13 protein-coding genes are annotated in these 16,584 nt (G+C 71.7%); 5 read left to right on the plus strand and 8 right to left on the minus strand.

What is annotated here, in order from left to right; translation table 11 throughout:
• Window positions 1-50 precede the first annotated feature (50 nt).
• The 7 genes from D7X30_RS34455 to D7X30_RS34485 all read right to left on the minus strand — a co-directional run bounded on the left by D7X30_RS34455 (window position 51) and on the right by D7X30_RS34485 (window position 8,746).
• Window positions 51-596, minus strand: a complete 546-nt coding sequence (locus tag D7X30_RS34455) for an RNA polymerase sigma factor (RefSeq protein ID WP_120567211.1) — start codon at window positions 594-596, stop codon at window positions 51-53.
• Window positions 593-3,721, minus strand: a complete 3,129-nt coding sequence (locus tag D7X30_RS34460) for an efflux RND transporter permease subunit (RefSeq protein ID WP_120567212.1) — start codon at window positions 3,719-3,721, stop codon at window positions 593-595. The genes D7X30_RS34455 and D7X30_RS34460 overlap by 4 nt, the downstream gene beginning before the upstream one ends.
• Window positions 3,711-4,895: an efflux RND transporter periplasmic adaptor subunit gene (locus D7X30_RS34465; RefSeq protein ID WP_120567213.1), complete on the minus strand. Its 1,185-nt coding sequence runs from the start codon at window positions 4,893-4,895 to the stop codon at window positions 3,711-3,713. Before D7X30_RS34465 ends, D7X30_RS34460 begins: the two co-directional genes overlap by 11 nt.
• On the minus strand, window positions 4,892-6,121 hold the full coding sequence (locus D7X30_RS34470; RefSeq protein WP_233591971.1) for a TolC family protein: 1,230 nt from the start codon (window positions 6,119-6,121) through the stop codon (window positions 4,892-4,894). Before D7X30_RS34470 ends, D7X30_RS34465 begins: the two co-directional genes overlap by 4 nt.
• Window positions 6,122-6,224: 103 nt before the next feature.
• Complete coding sequence (locus tag D7X30_RS34475; protein WP_120567215.1) at window positions 6,225-6,542, minus strand: hypothetical protein; 318 nt, start codon at window positions 6,540-6,542, stop codon at window positions 6,225-6,227.
• Window positions 6,543-6,618: 76 nt separating this feature from the next.
• Window positions 6,619-7,485 carry an N-acetylmuramoyl-L-alanine amidase gene (locus D7X30_RS34480; protein ID WP_120567216.1) on the minus strand — a complete coding sequence of 289 codons (867 nt, stop codon included), beginning with the start codon at window positions 7,483-7,485 and terminating at the stop codon, window positions 6,619-6,621.
• A 157-nt stretch (window positions 7,486-7,642) separates the two neighbouring features.
• A complete protein-coding gene (locus tag D7X30_RS34485) occupies window positions 7,643-8,746 on the minus strand; it encodes an ornithine cyclodeaminase family protein (RefSeq protein ID WP_120567217.1) in 1,104 nt (367 codons plus the stop codon).
• Window positions 8,747-8,961: 215 nt separating this feature from the next.
• Between D7X30_RS34485 and D7X30_RS43715 the strand changes: the two genes are divergently transcribed.
• The 3 genes from D7X30_RS43715 (at window position 8,962) to D7X30_RS34500 (ending at window position 13,339) form a co-directional block, all read left to right on the plus strand.
• Complete coding sequence (locus D7X30_RS43715) at window positions 8,962-10,230, plus strand: hybrid sensor histidine kinase/response regulator (RefSeq protein ID WP_304984744.1); 1,269 nt, start codon at window positions 8,962-8,964, stop codon at window positions 10,228-10,230.
• A gap of 201 nt (window positions 10,231-10,431) precedes the next feature.
• Window positions 10,432-11,619, plus strand: a complete 1,188-nt coding sequence (locus tag D7X30_RS34495) for an alpha/beta fold hydrolase (RefSeq protein WP_233591972.1) — start codon at window positions 10,432-10,434, stop codon at window positions 11,617-11,619.
• Between the two features lie 187 nt (window positions 11,620-11,806).
• Window positions 11,807-13,339, plus strand: coding sequence for a methyl-accepting chemotaxis protein (locus D7X30_RS34500; protein ID WP_120567219.1), 1,533 nt, complete (start codon window positions 11,807-11,809; stop codon window positions 13,337-13,339).
• On the opposite strand, the gene D7X30_RS34505 is transcribed toward D7X30_RS34500, so the two are convergent.
• Window positions 13,287-14,819, minus strand: a complete 1,533-nt coding sequence (locus tag D7X30_RS34505) for an MFS transporter (protein WP_120567220.1) — start codon at window positions 14,817-14,819, stop codon at window positions 13,287-13,289. The genes D7X30_RS34500 and D7X30_RS34505 overlap by 53 nt on opposite strands.
• 166 nt (window positions 14,820-14,985) lie before the next feature.
• On the opposite strand from D7X30_RS34505, the gene D7X30_RS34510 reads away from it, so the two are divergent.
• Window positions 14,986-15,984, plus strand: a complete 999-nt coding sequence (locus tag D7X30_RS34510; RefSeq protein WP_120567221.1) for a polyprenyl synthetase family protein — start codon at window positions 14,986-14,988, stop codon at window positions 15,982-15,984.
• The gene (locus D7X30_RS34515) at window positions 15,981-16,577 is read left to right on the plus strand and encodes a GbsR/MarR family transcriptional regulator (RefSeq protein ID WP_120567222.1); all 597 of its coding nucleotides are present in this window, start codon (window positions 15,981-15,983) and stop codon (window positions 16,575-16,577) included. Before D7X30_RS34510 ends, D7X30_RS34515 begins: the two co-directional genes overlap by 4 nt.
• The last annotated feature ends 7 nt before the right edge of the window (window positions 16,578-16,584 follow it).

Below are 16,584 nucleotides of genomic sequence, written 5' to 3' on the forward strand. Positions count from 1 at the left end.
GCGTTCCCCCACGCTGACGCCCGGCCCCGCGCGCTCTTACAGCTGATTTTTCACGCGGGCGCGCAGTCGCAGTCCACGCAGCCCTGAGCGCAGCAATGGCCGCACAGCTCCACCAGCTGCTCGCCCAGGGCCTTCCGGGCGCGGTGCAGGCGCACGGCGGCGTTGTTGGCGGAGATGCCCGCCTCCTGCGCGTACGTGGCCACGGTGAGCCCCTCCAGGTCCACCCGGCGCACGGCCTCCGCGTACTCGGGCTTGAGCGTCCCCGCGAGCCCCGCCACGCAGCCGCACACCGTCGCCTCCAGGCCGTTGGCGTCCTCGGAGGACAGCGGCTGCTCGTGGGCCAGGGACTCCAGCGTGGAGACATCCCGCTGGCCCCGCCGGTGGCGGTCCACCAGCGCGTTGCGCAGGAGCCGGTAGAACCAGGCCACCGCGCTCTGCTCCTCGCGCAGCGAGCCTCCCTGTTCCATGCCCTTCACGAACGCGGCCTGTAGCACCTCGCGCGCTGCTTCCTGGCTTCCCACGCGCGGCGTGAGGAACGCGAGGAACGCATGGTGATGGCGCAGCAGCGCGTCCATCGCTTCCGGTGACAGGCTCATGCCGGGACCTTTCGCGCGGCCCTGCGCGCCGCGAGTCGCTCCTGGAACCCGTGCACCAGCGCGTAGAACGTGGGCAGGGCCAGCAGCGTGAAGAGGGTGGACGTGACGAGCCCGCCCACCATCACCACCGCGAGCGGACGTTCAATCTCCGTCCCGTGCAGCGGCAACACCAGCAGCGGCAGCAACCCCAGGATCGCCGTGCCCGCGGTCATCAGCTTGGGCCGTACGCGGCCGAGGCTCGCCTCGCGCACGGCCTCCGCGAAGGGCTTGCCCCGGCCCATCAGGTCCTTCGTCTGCGCCACGAGCACCAGGCCGTTCTGCACCGCGATGCCGAACAGGCCGATGAGGCCCACCAGGCTGGACACGTTCCACGTCTCACCCGCGAGCAGCAGCGCGAGGATGCCGCCCACGAACGCGTCCGGCAGCGTCGCCAGGATGACCAGCGCCTCCGCAACGGAGTCCAGCGCGAGGTACAGCAGGACGAACACCGCCAGCAGCGCCAGGGCGATGGCCACGGTCAGCGCCTGCGCCGCGCGCTCCTGGCTCTCCACCTTGCCGCCCACGTCCACGAAGTAGCCCGTGGGCAGCTTCAGCTGCGTGGCCAGCACCTCCCGCACCTCCGCCGCCGTGCTGCCCAGGTCTCGGCCGGACACGCCCGCCTCCACCGCGATGCGCCGGCTGCCGGCCTCGCGGCGCACGCTCCCCGCGCCGGAGGTCTCCTCGATGGTGGCCAGCTGGCTCAGCGGGATGCGCGTGCCGTCGTGCCCGTCCACCAGCAGGTTGCGGATGGCGTTCACGTCACCCCGGCGGTGATCCGCCAGCCGGAGCACCAGGTCGTAGCGGCGCTGGCCCCGCAGGATCTGCGTGGACTCCTCACCCACGAGCCCCACGCGGACGGCCCGGATGACGTCCCCGGGCGTCAGTCCCACGCGGGCCACCGCCGCGCGGTTCACCGCGATGCGCAGCTGCGGCAGGCCGCTCAGCCGCTCCACCCGCAGGTCCTCCACGCCATCCACTTTCGACATCAACGCGCGCGTGCGCTCCGCGAGCTCCGAAAGCGTGTCCAGGTCCGGCCCGAAGACGCGCACGGAGAGGTCCGCGGGGCTGCCTCCCAGCCCCTCGTCGATGCGCATCCCCAGCGGCGTGGTGAAGAGCACCGACACGCCGGGCACCTTCTGCACCGCCTCGCGCATCCGCGACTCCAGCGCCTCGCGGTCCCCGAGCGTGTCCTTCTTGAGGACCACCAGCACGTCGGACAGGGTGTGGGGCATCGGGTCCTCGGTGCGCTCGGCGCGGCCGGTGCGGCGCACCACGTCCTCCACCTCCGGGAACTCGCGCAGCACGTCCTCCACGCGGTGGTTGAGGCGATCCACCTCCTCCAGTGACGCCTCCGGCGGCAGCACCGTCTGGAGCAGGAACGCGCCCTCGTCCAGCCGGGGCATGAAGTCGCTGCCCACCATGAAGGCCAGGCCCAGCGCGGGCACGGTGATGGCCAGCGCCACCACGCGCACCAGGCCCGCGTGGCGCATGCACTTGTCCAGGAGCGGCGCGTACGCGACCTTCACCTTGCGGATGAGCCACACGTCCTCCGGCGAGTCCTCGCGAGGCGCGCGCAAGAGCAGCCCTGACACCACCGGCACCAGCGTGAGCGCCAGCGCGAGCGACGCGGCCAGGCACGCCACCACCGCCGCCGCGAGCGGCTGGTACATGCGGCCCTCGATGCCCGTCATCGCGAAGAGCGGGATGAACACCGAGACGACGATGAGCGTGGCGAAGGCGATGGGGCGGCCCACCTCCATCGCCGCCGCCAGCGCCTCGTCGCGCACCGGGCGGCGCCCCTTGCCCTCGCGCAGGTCGTGGATGATGTTCTCCACGACGATGATGGCCGCGTCCACCAGCAGGCCCACCGCGATGGCCAGCCCTCCCAGCGTCATCGTGTTCAACCCGATGCCCGCCGCCTTGAGCAGCAGTCCCGCCAGCGCCAGCGACAAGGGCAGGGTGAGCGTGACGATGAGCGCCGCGCGCCAGTCCCCCAGCAGCAGGAAGAGCACGCCCACCACCAGGAACGCGCCCAGCAGGATGGCCCGGCCCACGCCTCCCAGCGCGGAGCCCACCAGCTCTGATTGGTCGTAGACGACGCGAAGCCGCACGCCCGGCGGCAGCGAGCGTCGCAGCTCGTCGATGGCCGCGCGCACGCCCTCGGCCACCCGCACGGTGTCCGCGCCGAACTGCTTGCTCACGCGGCAGCTCACCACCTCGCCCTCCAGCCGGTGCGCCATGCCCCGGCGCGGCGCGGGGGCCTCGCGCACGTCCGCCACGTCTCCCAGCAGCACGGGCGTCCCGTCCCGAAGCGCGACCACGGTGTTGTTCAGGTCCTCCACCGACTCCGCCCGGCCCACGGCGCGCACGGCCCACTCCATGGGGCCCTGCGTGACGAAGCCTCCGGACGCGTTGACGCTGGCGCCCTCCAGGCCGTGCTGCACCTCGTCCAGGGTGATGCCTCGCGCCACCAGTTGATCCGGATCCAGCAGCACCTGGAACTGGCGCAGGTAGCCGCCCAGCCGCTCCACACCCGCGACGCCGGGCACCGCGAGCAGCCGGTTCTTGATGTCGAACTCCGCCAGGTCGCGCAGCGCCATCAGGTCCGCGCTGCCGGGCTCCGCCTCCAACGTGAACTCGAAGACTTCATTGAGCCGGCCGGTGAGGCTGGACACGAGCGGCGTGTCGGTGCCGGGCGGCAGCTCGCCCGCCGCCTGCGCCACGCGCTCCGCCACGTACTGGCGGCTGCGGAAGTAGTCCGCGTCCGGTTCGAACTCCACCGTCACCTGCGTGACGCCCAGCTGCGAGGTGGAGCGGATGCGGCGCACCTCGGGCAGTCCCGCCAGCGCCACCTCCATGGGGATGGCCACCGCCGTCTCCAGCTCCTCGGCGCCCATGGCCGGGTTCTGCACGATGACGTTGAAGATGGGCGCGGACAGATCCGGGAACACGTCCTGGCGCAGGTTGCGGAGCGCCATCGTGCCGAAGGCCGCCAGCGCCAGGACGACGAGCACCGTCAGCCCGGGCCGTGAGAAGGAAGCGCGGAGGATGCGCCCCGGCAGCGTCGTGCGCGGATCAGTGCCCATGCTCGTCACCTCCGCCCTGGGACTTCTCCACCTCGGCCTTGAGCAGGAACGCGCCGTCCACCACTACCTCGTCGCCCACGGAAAGCCCCTTCAGGACCTCCACCTGCGTGCCCAGGCTGCGGCCCCGGCCCACCTCGCGCTGCTCGAAGACGCCGGCCTCCGGCGTGGGCAGGAACACCACCCAGCCGTTCTCCAGCCGCTGGAGCGCCGCCGCGGGCACGGCCGTGAGCGTGGCGCCTGGATCCCCCAGCGGGATGGACGCGGACGCGGACATGCCCGGCCGCAGGAGCCCCTTGCCGTTGTCCAGCTCCAGGCGCACGGGGATGGTGCGGCTGTGGGGATCCACCCGCTGCCCCACGTGGCCCACCTTCGCGGTGAACTCCTGGCCCGGGAACGCGGCGAAGGTGACGCGCGCGTCCGCGCCGGGCATCAGGCGCACGGCGTCCCGTTCGAACGCGTGGACGATGAGCCACAGCGACGACAGGTCACCGACGCGGAAGAGCGGCTGCGAGGGATCCGCCATCTGCCCCAGCCGTGCGGTGCGCTCCACGACGGTGCCGTCGATGGGCGCCTTGAGCACGAAGCCGGACGTGCCGTCACCCCCGGCCGCGCCCAACGCCGTGAGCGCGGCCTTCGCGGCGGCGACCTCCGCCTCCGCGGCGGCGGCGTCCGCTTCAGCGGCCTGCACGTCCTTGCGCGCGACGATGCGCTCGTCGGCCAGCGTGCGCTTGCGGTCCGCGGCCTGCCGGGCGGCGGTGGCGCGGGCCTGGGTGGCCTGGAGGTTCGCGCGGGCGCGGCCCAGCTCCGGACTTTGGAGCTCCGCCAGCCGCTGGCCCTGCTTCACGGCCTGGCCCGTCGTCACGGCGACGGAGGCCACACGCGCGGAGACCGGCGAGGACACCTCCGCGTAGGCGTCCTCGCTGAAGGTCAGCTCGCCCAGCGCGGTGACGCTCTCACCACCCGGGCGGGCCTCCACCTTCGCGGTGGTGACGCGCAGGTCGCGGAGCATCTCCTGGGGGACGTGCACGTGGATGACGTCCCCGGACTCGACGTGCAGCTTCTCCTCGGCTGCCTCGCCGTGCCCGTCTTCGTGCGCGTCGCCGTGTTCCACCTTGGAGGACTTGCAGGCGGTGAGGCCCACGAGGACGGACAGCAGCATCAGGGTGGGCTTCATGGCAGGACTCCGGTTTCCACTTCGAGCTGTACCCGGGCGAGGGCCAATCGCAGCAGGCCCTCGAGCCACGCGGCCCGCGCCTCCAACGTGTCGCGACGGACGAGGAGGAAGGCCGCGAGGTCCATCTCCCCGGCGTCATAGGAGCGCTGCGCCAGCGCCTCGTTGTCGTCCAGGAGCGGCAGCACCTCCTCCAGGACCCCGAGTGCGCCAAGGCTCGCGCGGTAGCGGAATCTCGCGGCCTGGACCTGGGCGGGCACGACGGTGCGCGCGGCGGCGAGCTCCTGTTCGGCGCGGGCTGCATCCGCTTCGCCCACGAGGCGCGCTTCCTGGCCTCGGGCGAAGAGGGGCAGGGGCACGCTGAGCGTTCCCAGGAACACCGTCTCGTCCGCCTCCTTCTGGTAGCGCGCGCCCACCGTCACGTCCGGCAGCACCTGGCGCCGGCCCAGCGTCGCGGCGGCCTTCGCCTGGACCTGCTCCTGCGCCAGGGCCACCAGGTCCGCGCGCGCTCCGGCGCCGTCCGGCACCTCGCGGACGGGCGCCCTCGCGAGCGACCGCAGATCATCGTCGTAGGTGACCATGGGCCTCGCGCGGGAGCCCACGCGCACCTCCAGCTCCTCCCGCAGCGCGTGGATTTCGCCGGCCGCGACCTGGAGCTCGGCGCGGGCCCGGGCGTGCGCCACCTTCGCCACGTTCACGTCCACGGCCGGAACGTCACCGGCCGCGTAGCGCCGCTCCGTGGCCTGGACGGTGCGCGCCGCCGCTTCCGCCGCGGCGTCCACCAGCTTCTTCCGCTCCCCGGCATGCAGGAGGCGCAGGTAGGCGGCGGCCACGTCCCCCAGCAGGAGCCGCTCCGCGTCGCGCAGGCGGGCCTCCTCCATGGACAGGCCCGCGCGCGCCGCCTCGCGCCGCAGGCCCTGCTTGCCGCCCAACTCCAAGGGCTGCGACAGGCCCAACGCGAGATCCAGGCCGTAGTCGCCATTGGGGAGCCGGCGCGGGCCCACCTGGACGTCGAGCTGGGGGTTCTCGCGCAAGAGCGGCGCGGCGCTCGCCAGGGGCCCCTGGGCGGCGCGCACGCGGGCCCGGGCCTCGACCAGCGCCGGGGCGTGCTCGCGCGCCAGGGCGAAGACGTCCTGGAGGGTGATGCGGGATGGGTCCGCGCCACCGGGGCGCGGCCAGAGCAGGACGGCGGCCAACCCGAGGGCGGCCGTCGCGGAACGGATGGACACGGAAGAAGACCTCTTCGGAAGGCGGCCGCGCGCACCCATGCACCCGGGCAGGAGGCCGGGCACACCGGTGGCGGGCGCGTGCGAACGACGGCGGACGCGGGCCTTAAGCGAGAGGAACTATGGGGACGTGCAGGATGTCATCCGCTTCGGCGGAGGACGGCTCCAGGGCTTCGGGCGTGATGGGGGGCTCCCGGAACAGGGAGCCCATGAGGCCCGGCAACGGCACGGCGACGGCCAGGGGCCTCGAGTGCGTGCAGCAGGCGCAGTCCACGCAGGTGGGGGCGCACTGGCCCTGCGCGTCGTCATCCGCGCAGCCCGTGAGGCACGTCTCCGCCTGCTGCGCCGGCCCGAAGGCATGCGCGAGCCCGCCCCCGATGGGAGCGAGCAGCATCAGGCAGATGAAGAGCCAGAGTCGGAGCACTGGAGCGGTCTTCTATCACGCTCCAGTGGAAGTGCACACGCCGTGAGGGCAGGGCGGGCGGCGCGAGGAGCGCTGCTCAGCCGCCAATGCCCTTGCGCAGCCGGGACCAGTCGAAGTTGGCCGCCGGGTCGTCCTTGCGGCCCTTGGGCACGGCCACGTCCTTGTGCCCGACGATGTTCTTCGCGGGCACGTCGTGCTCCTGCTTCAGGTAGCCCACGAGCTGCGTCAGCGCCTTGTACTGCGCGTCGGTGAAGGCCGTCTTGCCGCTGCCGTCGTTGACGATCTCGATGCCGATGGAGCGCGCGTTCACGTCCGTGGGCACGCCGTGCAGCTCCCCCTTGCCCGCGTGCCACGCGCGCTTGGTGTCGCCGACCAGCTGGTAGATCTTCCCATCGCGGTCCAGCATGTAGTGCGCGGACACCTTGCTGTCCTTGTTGCGCATCCACGACAGGTCCCCGGAGCCGTTGTTGGTGCCGGTGTGGTGCAGCACGATGGTGTCGATGTCCGCGCCGTTGCGCGAGTCGCTGTTGGGCGAGGGCGCGCTGATGACCGCGGGCTTGGTGAACTTCCCGGGCTCCGTGGGCGGAGGCGTCGTCGTCTTGAGCGCCTTCGCCAGCGCCGCCGCCGTCTGCGTCCCGTAGTAGCCGGTGGCGGAGATCTTGTTGTCCGCCTGGAACTTCTTCACCGCCGCTTCGGTCGCCGGCCCGAAGGAGCCGGTGCCCGTGTTCATCTGCGCCTGGGTCATGTAGCCCAGCTTCACCAGCCCCTGCTGCAGCTGCTTCACCTTCGCACCGGAGTCACCCTTGCCCAGGCCGGCCGGCGGCGCCGTGAGGGCCGTGGACGCGGCCGCCGCGCGCGCGGGAGCGGCGGTGCGGGGGGCCGTGGCGGCGGTGCTCGCGGGCGCGTTGGCGGTGGCGCGGGTGGTCGGGGCTCGGACGGTCATGGTGTACGATTCCAGGAATAGTGGATAGCTGCTGCTTTCGCGATTATCGGCGGCGTGTGCTGGAAGTTGTGTGCCGGGAGTGAAACGAAACCGCCCCGACGTCCGGCGTGGAGGCCGGGCATCGGGGCGGGGCTGTCCGCGTTTGTCCCCGGGCCTGTCAGCTGCCGGCGGCGCGGCGCGGCGACTCGGCGCGTCCGGCCACGTCCGGCCGCACCTGCGAGTACGGATCCAACGGGTCCCCACCCAGCGCCTCCAGCGCCACCAGGGTGCCCAGGCCCATGCGCCGCGCGTGGTCCAACAGCAGGCGCGTCACCACGTGGTCCTCCAGCGCGTGGCCGGTGGAGTCGAACACCGTGTTGCGCTCGCGCCAGCCCTCGAACTCCTCCGGCTGCTGCACCACCGTGGCCAGGTCCGGGCCAATCTGGTCCGGGTGGAGCTGCTGACACTCGCCCTCCAGGCGCGCCTGCGCGGGAAAGTCCGGCACGACAAGGCTGCGTCGCAAGAGCGCCAGCGGCAGCTCCGCCTTGCCCGGCTGGTCCGAGCCCACCGCGTTGACGTGCGCGTGCGGCTGGAGCGCGTGGCCGGAGATGACGGCCCCGGCGCCCGGAGCGACGGTGGTCGCGGTGCAGAGGATGTCCGAACGCGTCTCCAGGTCCGGCAGCAGCGTGGGCCGCACGTCCAACCCCAGGAACGCCACGCGCCGCACGAAGGAGCGCGCCGCGTCCGGATCGATGTCGTGCACCAGCACCTGCTCCAACCGGAACACGCGGCTGAGCGCATGCAACTGAGACACGGCCTGCGCGCCACAGCCCACCAGCCCCAGCACCCGGCTGTCCGGATGCGCCAGATAGCGGCTGGCCACCGCCGACGCCGCGCCGGTGCGCAGCGCCGTGGCGAACACGCCGTCCATCACCGCCACCAGGTGGCCCGTCTTCACGTCATGGACGCTGTGGGACGCGACCAGGGTGGGCAGCCCGGAGTCTCCCCGGTTGCTGGGGAGGGAGGCGGACACCCTCACGGTCAGGCTGTCCCCGCGCCGCAGGGCGGGCATCCAGCCCATCGTCCCGGAGGGCCGCGAGCCGCCCGTCACCTGGAAGCCCTCCCGCTTGGGGATCTGCAGGACGGATTCGTCCAGCTCCCGCAGCGCCACGGTGAGCGCCTGGATGAGCTCGTCCATCAGGACGTCCAGACCCACGCCTTCCACGAGCGCGCGCAAGTCAGTGGGACCGAGCAGGAGGGTGTGAAGAGCCGGGAGCGTCATGTGCGCGGAGTCTACGCCCCTGACAGGAATTGCAACGGGTCAGTTTTGATTACGAATTCCTGTCTTGCTGTGGCTTTTGAATACAGGTGCAGGGAACAAGGTGACGAAGAGGCCGTGTTGGAAGCGGGCGCTCGACATCCGTCGGACCCACGTGGCGCTGGCTTCGTGCTGGCCCGCTGAGCCGCTCCACCCCAAACGCCCGAGTGAACGCCTCCTTGACGCCTTCCGTTCCCAGGACGCCCGTGCTCACCGCCGTCTCCGGCCTGTCCCACCGCCGCGCCAATGAATCGCCCGAGACGCCTCGCGCGCGCATCCTCCTGGTGGACGACACGCCGGCGAACCTGCTCGCCCTGGAGGCCATCCTGGAGCCGCTCGGCCAGCAGGTGGTGTCGGTGTGCTCTGGCGACGAGGCGCTGAAGGCGCTGCTGTTGGACGAGTACGCGTGCGTGCTGATGGACGTGCGGATGCCGGGGCTGGACGGCCTGGAGACGGCGCGCCTGGTGCGCACCCGCGAGCGCACGAAGCACCTGCCCATCCTCTTCATCACCGCGCTCAGCCGCGAGGCCGCCTACGTCACGCGCGGCTACGAATACGGCGCGGTGGACTACCTGCTCAAGCCCGTGGACCCGGACATCCTGCGCGCCAAGGTGGCCGTGTTCGTGGAGCTGTACCTGCGCGGAGAGAAGCTGCGGCAGCAGGCGCTGGAGCTGGCGGAGCGCCGGCGCGTGGAGGAGGAGCTGCAGCGCGCGACGGAGCTCGAGCAGCAGCTGGTGGGAATCGTGGGGCACGACATCCGCACGCCGCTCGCGGCCATCCTCACCACGGCCAACATCGAGCTGTCGCGCGAGCTGCTGCCGGACGCCCAGCGCAAGGCCTTCGAGCGCGTGGCCCGGGGCGGCGAGCGCATCCAGCGCATCGTGGATCAGCTGCTGGACTTCACCCGCGCGCGCGTGGGCGGAGGCATCCCGGTGGTGCCGGGCGCGGGCGACCTCAACGAGCTGTGCCGCAAGCTCGTGGACGAGCTGCGCGCGGCGAAACCGGAGCGCTCCATCCAGTGTGACTTCGCCCGCGACAGCCTCCCGGGTGTGTGGGACCTGGACCGGCTGGCGCAGGTGGTGGCCAACCTCCTGGACAACGCGCTCAAGTACAGCCCGCGAGACACCCCCGTGCGTCTGCGCACTTATGAACAGGGCGCGGACACCGTCCATCTGGAGGTCCAGAACGCCGGGACTCCCATCCCCGCGCACCTCCTGCCCACGCTCTTCCAGCCCTTCCGCCGAGGCGACGGCCCGGGCCAGCGCGAGAGCCTGGGCCTGGGGCTCTACATCGCGCGTAGCATCGTGGAGACCCACGGCGGCACCCTCCGGGTGGAATCGACCCCGGACGTCGGTACGATCTTCTCTCTCTGTCTTCCGCGTCAGGCTTTGGTTGAGACACGCGCGCACTCCGCGTGCGCGGGCGTCTCCACGCCGATGACGGCGTGAGACACAAGGCCGTTCGCGTCACGGACAGTGCATTGCAGTGGTGGCTGATTACTCCACATAAAAGGCATACAACAATCCATCCACATCAAAACCTCTCATAAGATGAGGCAAGTGTGTGGAGGGTTTGCTACAATGCCAGACGTCCGGGAGGCAGTCCGTCCGGACGTAAAATGTGTCCGCTTTGGGGAGGGTGCGCGACAAATGAACGACAACTCGACGTGGATTCCCGTGGAAGGAAGCGACCCGATTCGTGCGTGGGTGCGACGCCCCGCCTCTGGAACGGGTCCGGCCCTGCTGCTGCTGATGGTGGAGGCGTTCGAGGGAAACGCCCACCTGAAGCTGATGGCCGAGCGTTTCAGTGAAGAGGGCTACGTGGTGGTGGTGCCCGACCTCGCCTCACGAGGGGAGCCGGAGGAGGTGGACCTGAAGCCGGTGGTGGCCTGGGCGCGCTCGCTTCCGGAGGTGGTGGGTCTCCGGGGAAAGAAGCAGGTCGGCGCGCTGGGCTACGGGCTGGGCGGGACGCTGGCCGCGCAGCTGGCGGCGCACGCGCACGTGGACTGCGCGGTGGCCTACTGCGCGCCGGGCATGGAGGACGTGCTCGCGCAGGGCGGTGAGAACGCGGCCCCCATGGTGCTCCACTTCGCGGAGTGGGACGGCTTCGTGTCTCCGGCCGCGGTGGCGCGGGTGAAGCAGCACGTGAGCGTCGACGTGGAGCTGTACGTGTACCAGGGCGTGCGCCACGGCTTCTTCCGCGAGGGGTCGCCGGCCTGGCACCGGCCCTCGATGATGACGGCGCACACGCGCACCCTCGCGCTGCTCAAGCGCGTGATGGGGCCGCGCTACGACCTGGCCGCGCTGTGGGACAAGCACACGGAGCTGGAGTTCGCCGCCCGGGACGCGGACGCGACCATGAAGACCATGGTGGCGCACCCGTACGTCAACAGCGTGCCGGTGATGACGGGTGGCGTGGGCGCGGAGTACCTGCACCGCTTCTACGAGAACCACTTCGTGCACGCCAACCCCAAGGACACGAAGATGACCCTGCTGTCGCGCACCGTGGGCGCGGACCGCGTGGTGGACGAGTTCATCTTCAGCTTCACCCACGACATCGAGATGGACTGGATGCTCCCGGGCATCCCGCCCACAGGGAAGTACGTGGAGGCGGCCTTCGTGGCGGTGGTGAACTTCCGCGGCGACAAGCTCTACCACGAGCACATCTACTGGGATCAGGCCGCCGTGCTCGTTCAGCTGGGCCTGATTGACCGCAAGGGCCTGCCCGTCACCGGCGCCGAGGCCGCGCGCAAGCTGCTGGATGAGACCCTCCCGTCCAACACCCTGATGGAGAAGTGGGACGAGAGCGCGCCGTCCAACAACCGCAAGGCCGGCTGACGCGGCCGGGATGACGCCCGCGCCCCGGGTTCGTCGCTACCCAGGGCGCGGTGTCTGACTTTCACGGGCTGGAATGCGCGCAGCCATTGCGCCGGCTCCTCTGGGATGTCCACAATGCGGCACCTCACTGGATGGTCCAGGGGGGCTTCGTTTCCCAGACCTCCTCTGGATTTGGCGCCGCTCCCGGATGCGACTCTCCCTTTCCCAGAAGCTCACGCTGGCGCCGCTGTTGGTGGCGCTGTTCTTCACGGTCCTCTTCTTCGGCTACCTCATCCCGCGCGTCAGCTCCGCCTTCGAGGCGCAGGGCCGGGACGTGGGAGGTGCGCTGCCCGCGGCGCTGGCGGCCACGCTGCCCGCGGCGATGCCCGGCGGCCAGACGGAGGCGCTCCAGGCGGTGCTGGAGCAGGCGGTGCGCCACCACCAGGTGGCCTACGTGGCCGTCTTCGACGGGACGGGGCAGATGCGCGCGGTGGCGGGCGAGTACGCCGCGTCGATGCGGGAGCTGCGCGACCGGCTGGGCCGCGCGCAGGGTGAGGCGACGTTCTACGTGCGGGACGCGGAGCTCTTGGACGTGAGCTCGCGCTTCGCGAACGGGGCGGGCACCGTGCACGTGGGCTTCAACCGCACGTCGGCGCGCGCGCAGGTGCGGGCCATCACCACCGGGGTGAGCGTGGTGATGGTGCTGGCGCTCGCGCTCTTCGTCGTCGTGGGCATCGTGCTGGCGCGCCGGGTGGCGGCGCCGCTGGTGCAGCTGACGGAGGCGGCCCAGCGCATCGCGGAGCACGGCGACCTGCGCGAGACGGTGCGCGTGGAGGGCTCGGACGAGGTGGCGCAGCTGTCGAAGGCCTTCTCCTTGATGGTGTCCAAGGTGAAGGACCTCTTGCAGCAGCTGCAGGGCTCGTCGGACCTGCTGCGCGGCTCGGTGGACCATCTGAACGACTCCGCGGGCCGGCAGAACGAGATGGTGTCCCGCCACGCCGCCGCGCTGCAGGAGACGCAGGTGACGGCGCAGGAGATCCGCCAGACGTCGGTGGTGGCGTCGCGCGCGGCGGAGACGGTCATCGACGTGGCGGAGCGCGCGGAGGTGCTGGGCAAGACGGGCGAGATCGCCATCACCGAGAGCATCGAGGGGATGGTGGCGCTGCGCGCGCAGGTGGAGCAGATCGCCGAGCGCATCATGGCCCTGGGCGAGCGCACCGAGCAGATCTCCGGCATCACGGAGACGGTGAAGGACCTGGCGGACCAGTCCCACCTGCTCGCGGTGAACGCGGCCATCGAGGCGGCGCGCTCCGGGGAGCACGGCAAGGGCTTCGCGGTGGTGGCCCGGGAGATCCGCGGCCTGGCCGACCAGTCCATCCGCGCGACGAACCAGGTGCGCGGCATCCTGGCGGACATCAGCGCCGCCATCTTCGCCACGGTGGAGATCACGGCCGCGGGCACGCAGCGCATGGAGGCGGGCCTGGCCCAGGTGCGCACGTCCGGGGACACGCTGCGCCAGCTGTCCTCCATCGTGCGGGACAGCGTGGTGTCCGCCCGTCAGATTTCGCAGACGGTGAACCAGCAGGCCACCGGCATCGAGCAGATCTTCACCGCCGTGAACGAGCTCAACACGGTGATGGGCGACACGGTGAAGCGCATCGCCACCACCAGTGAGTCCGCCGTGTCGCTCAAGCTCCTGTCGGAGCGCGTGGCGGCGATGGTGCGCGACTACCGGCTGTAGCCGGGCGGAGGCGGGGCAGGAACCGCTCCACCACCTGGGCCACGGTGCGCGTGGTGGCGGCGCCGGGTTCGTTCACCCGGGCCGCGAGGAAGGCGGCCCCCAGCCGGGCCACCGACGACACGACGAAGAGCACGTGCAGGTTCACCCAGAGGTGGCCACCCAGCATGAACTGCTGGGGCACGCGCGCCGCCAGCGCCCCGCCCAGGGCCGCCGCCGCCGCGTAGGCCATGCCTCCCGCGGTGGCGAACGCCGCCAGGTAGAAGGGCCGGCCGTGGCGAGGCGCCACCGTGAGGGGCAGCGCGAAGATGGCCAGGCCGTGGCCGCTCCACAGCGCGCCCGCCAGGAGCACGTCGAACAAGAGCGGCCAGAGCGTCCCCGCGGAGGGCAGGAGCCAGAGCATGGGGATGGCGCTGATGCCCAGCGAGCAGAGCATCAGCACCGGCTGCGCGCCCAGCCTGTCGATGGCGCGGCCCCACAGGGGCGCCGTCAGCACGCGCACCCCCGCCACCGCCGCCGCGTGCAGGGCCATGATGACGAAGGTCATCTTGAGGTTCTGCAGGCTGTGCAGCGCGAAGAAGGGCGCGGACACGCCCACCGCCGCGTTCCACGCCACCTGGTACAGGAGCACCCGCCGGGCGCCGTCGTCCTTCCAGGGCAGGAGCGCCGCCTTGAGCTCCAGCTTCGGCGCGGTGCCCGGGGGCGCCGGGTCATGCTGCGCGGCCATCATCAGCGTGGTGACGACGCCCATGACGCAGGCGGCGAGCGCCAGCATGGGCAGCGCCAGCCCCACCCCGTCCAGCCCCTTCAGCCGGTCCATCAGCAGGCCCGCGGTGAGCGACGCGCCGGTGCCCATCAGCGTGGTGAGCGCGGTGCGCTTGCCGAAGAAGCGGCCCCGCACGGCGCCGGGGACGAGCTCCCCCATCCACGCCACCCACGCGTTGTTGCCCACCACCGCCAGCACCGCGGACGCCCCGGCCACGGCGAGCAGCAGGTGCTGCTGCCCCTCCAGGGACAGGCCCAGCCACGGCAACAGCGCCATGGGCAGCAGGGCCAGGCGGGACAGGCACACCGCCGTCAGCGCCACCCGCCGGTGACCGAAGCAGAGGGTGAGCCACGCGGCGGGGAACTGCACGAACTGCGCGAAGAACGGCAGCGCCGTCATCACGCCCACCAGGAAGGGCCCCAGCTTCAGCGCGATGGCCCACGCGGTGAGCACGGTAGGACCCGCGCACGCGGTGAACACCTCCGCGAACATGCCCTCCACGGTGGACACCTTCAGCGACGCGCGGAGGCGCCGGTGCAGGGGTGGGCCCCGGTGGCCGTCCGGGGGCGGAGGGGCCCCCAGGAGGGGCGCGGACGAGCCGGGCAGCGAGGCGCCAGGGCGGAAGAGGGGGACGCCGGTGGCGAGGGAAGCGAAGCTCTGGACGAGGCGGCGACGGAGGGCGGCGGACACTGGGATTCGTTTCCCATGGCCGCGCATTCCCTCTCAATCGGACCTCCAAGGAGTCCTCCGGGCCCGGCCGGACACCAACCGGCCTTATTCGTCGCTTTCCACTGACTGTCCGCCCGCTTGGTGGGCAGGAGGGATTCAGGTGCAGTTCACGCGGTCTTGAACTATATGAACGGCCCGGGAGGAGACCGCGCACATGGATGTCGCTCACGAGCTGACGGAGTTTTTGGGGCAGGTGGAGCAGCGTCTGACCGAATTGCTCGCGGATGGCGACGTCGGGCCGGACGTGAAGGGCGATACGCTGATGGATGCGGCGCGCCACCTGTGCCTGGGGGCCGGAGGCAAGCGGGCCCGCCCCATGCTCGTCCGCCTGTTCGGGGGTGTGGTGGGGGTGCCGGCCGGCCGGCTGGTGGATGTGGGTGTGGCGGCGGAGATGATCCACTCGGCCAGCCTGCTGCATGACGACGTGGTGGACGCGGGCATGTTCCGCCGGGGCCGCCCGACGGTGAACGCGCGCTGGGGCAACATCGTCGCGGTGATGAGCGGCGACCTCATCCTGTCCACGGCGCTGTCGCGGCTGTCCCTCTTGGACGCGCGCCTGGTGCAGAGCGGCCTGGCCATCGTCACGGAGATGACCCGCGCGGCCATCGCGGAGGTGGAGGCGCGCGGCGACATGAACCTGCCGCTCACGCGGCTGCGCTACATCGCCGAGGGCAAGACGGGTTCGCTGTTCGGCTGGTGCGGCAAGGCCGCGGCGACGCTGGGGGAGCAGCCGGAGGCGCAGGCGCGCTTCGACGCCTTCGGGCGGCACCTGGGCGTGGCGTTCCAGATCGCCGACGACATCCGCGACATCCTGGGCACGGACGTGGGCAAGCCCCGGTACGCGGACGTGCACTCGCGCACGCCGTCCTTGCCCATCCTGCTGGCGGTGTCGCGGGACGAGTCCCTGCGCCGCAAGCTCAAGGACGCGTGGGCGTTCTCCGTCATCACCCCGGAGCGCACCCGGGAGATTGGCGCCGCCATCGAGGCCACCGGCGCGGTGGAGGCGTCCATGGAGATGATGAACGTCGAAATCGAAGCGGCGCTCGACAAGCTGGGGCCCTTCGCGAATGACGCCGCGGGCGCGGAGCTGATGAGCTGGGCGCACCGGCTGTCGGAGGGCATCGCGCAGCAGGTGAAGGGGCGCGCTGCATGAAAGGCTACCTGTGGACGGGGGGGGATCCCGGGAGCCAGAAGACCGTCGCGCCGCCGCAGAATGGCCGGCTGGCGCCATGGGAAGCCATCGCGGTGGAGGCGGTGGGCAACGTCATCGAGTTCTGGGGCTTCAAGCGCAACCAGGGCCGGGTGTGGGGCCTGCTCTACCTGCGCGGTGAGCCCCTGACGGCCGGTGAGATTGAGCGCGAGCTGGACCTGTCCAAGGGCGGCGTGTCCATGCTGCTGCGCGACCTGGAGCACTGGGGCGTCGTCCAGCGGGTGCGCGTGCCGCAGGACACGGTGTGGCGCTACTCGGCGGAGACGGACCTGGTGCGGATGGTGACGCACGTGGTGGAGGAGCGCGAGGCGGCCTTCGTCACCCGCATCCGCGCGGACCTGTCCGAGGCGCGCCGGCTGGCGGAGGGCGCCGGCGGCGTGCAGACGGAGAAGCTGCGGCGGCTGGAGCGCATGGCCGTGCTGGCCGACCACGTGGAGCGCGCGCTGCGGCTGTTCATCAAGACGTCGCGCCTGGACGTGGGCGGGGTGCTGGGCGCGTTCCGCGACGGCGCCCTGTCGCGCAAGGGCGAGCGGTAAAGGCGGG

This window comes from Corallococcus sp. AB011P, from assembly GCF_003611605.1.
Taxonomy (GTDB): domain Bacteria; phylum Myxococcota; class Myxococcia; order Myxococcales; family Myxococcaceae; genus Corallococcus; species Corallococcus coralloides.

Bases quoted from the DNA above. Each gene is read 5' to 3' on its own strand.
- D7X30_RS34455 (WP_120567211.1), bottom strand. From the start codon at position 596: ATGAGCCTGTCACCGGAAGCGATGGACGCGCTGCTGCGCCATCACCAT.
- D7X30_RS34460 (WP_120567212.1), bottom strand. From the start codon at position 3,721: ATGGGCACTGATCCGCGCACGACGCTGCCGGGGCGCATCCTCCGCGCT.
- D7X30_RS34465 (WP_120567213.1), bottom strand. From the start codon at position 4,895: ATGAAGCCCACCCTGATGCTGCTGTCCGTCCTCGTGGGCCTCACCGCC.
- D7X30_RS34480 (WP_120567216.1), bottom strand. From the start codon at position 7,485: ATGACCGTCCGAGCCCCGACCACCCGCGCCACCGCCAACGCGCCCGCG.
- D7X30_RS34485 (WP_120567217.1), bottom strand. From the start codon at position 8,746: ATGACGCTCCCGGCTCTTCACACCCTCCTGCTCGGTCCCACTGACTTG.
- D7X30_RS34495 (WP_233591972.1), top strand. From the start codon at position 10,432: ATGAACGACAACTCGACGTGGATTCCCGTGGAAGGAAGCGACCCGATT.
- D7X30_RS34500 (WP_120567219.1), top strand. From the start codon at position 11,807: ATGCGACTCTCCCTTTCCCAGAAGCTCACGCTGGCGCCGCTGTTGGTG.
- D7X30_RS34505 (WP_120567220.1), bottom strand. From the start codon at position 14,819: ATGCGCGGCCATGGGAAACGAATCCCAGTGTCCGCCGCCCTCCGTCGC.
- D7X30_RS34510 (WP_120567221.1), top strand. From the start codon at position 14,986: ATGGATGTCGCTCACGAGCTGACGGAGTTTTTGGGGCAGGTGGAGCAG.
- D7X30_RS34515 (WP_120567222.1), top strand. From the start codon at position 15,981: ATGAAAGGCTACCTGTGGACGGGGGGGGATCCCGGGAGCCAGAAGACC.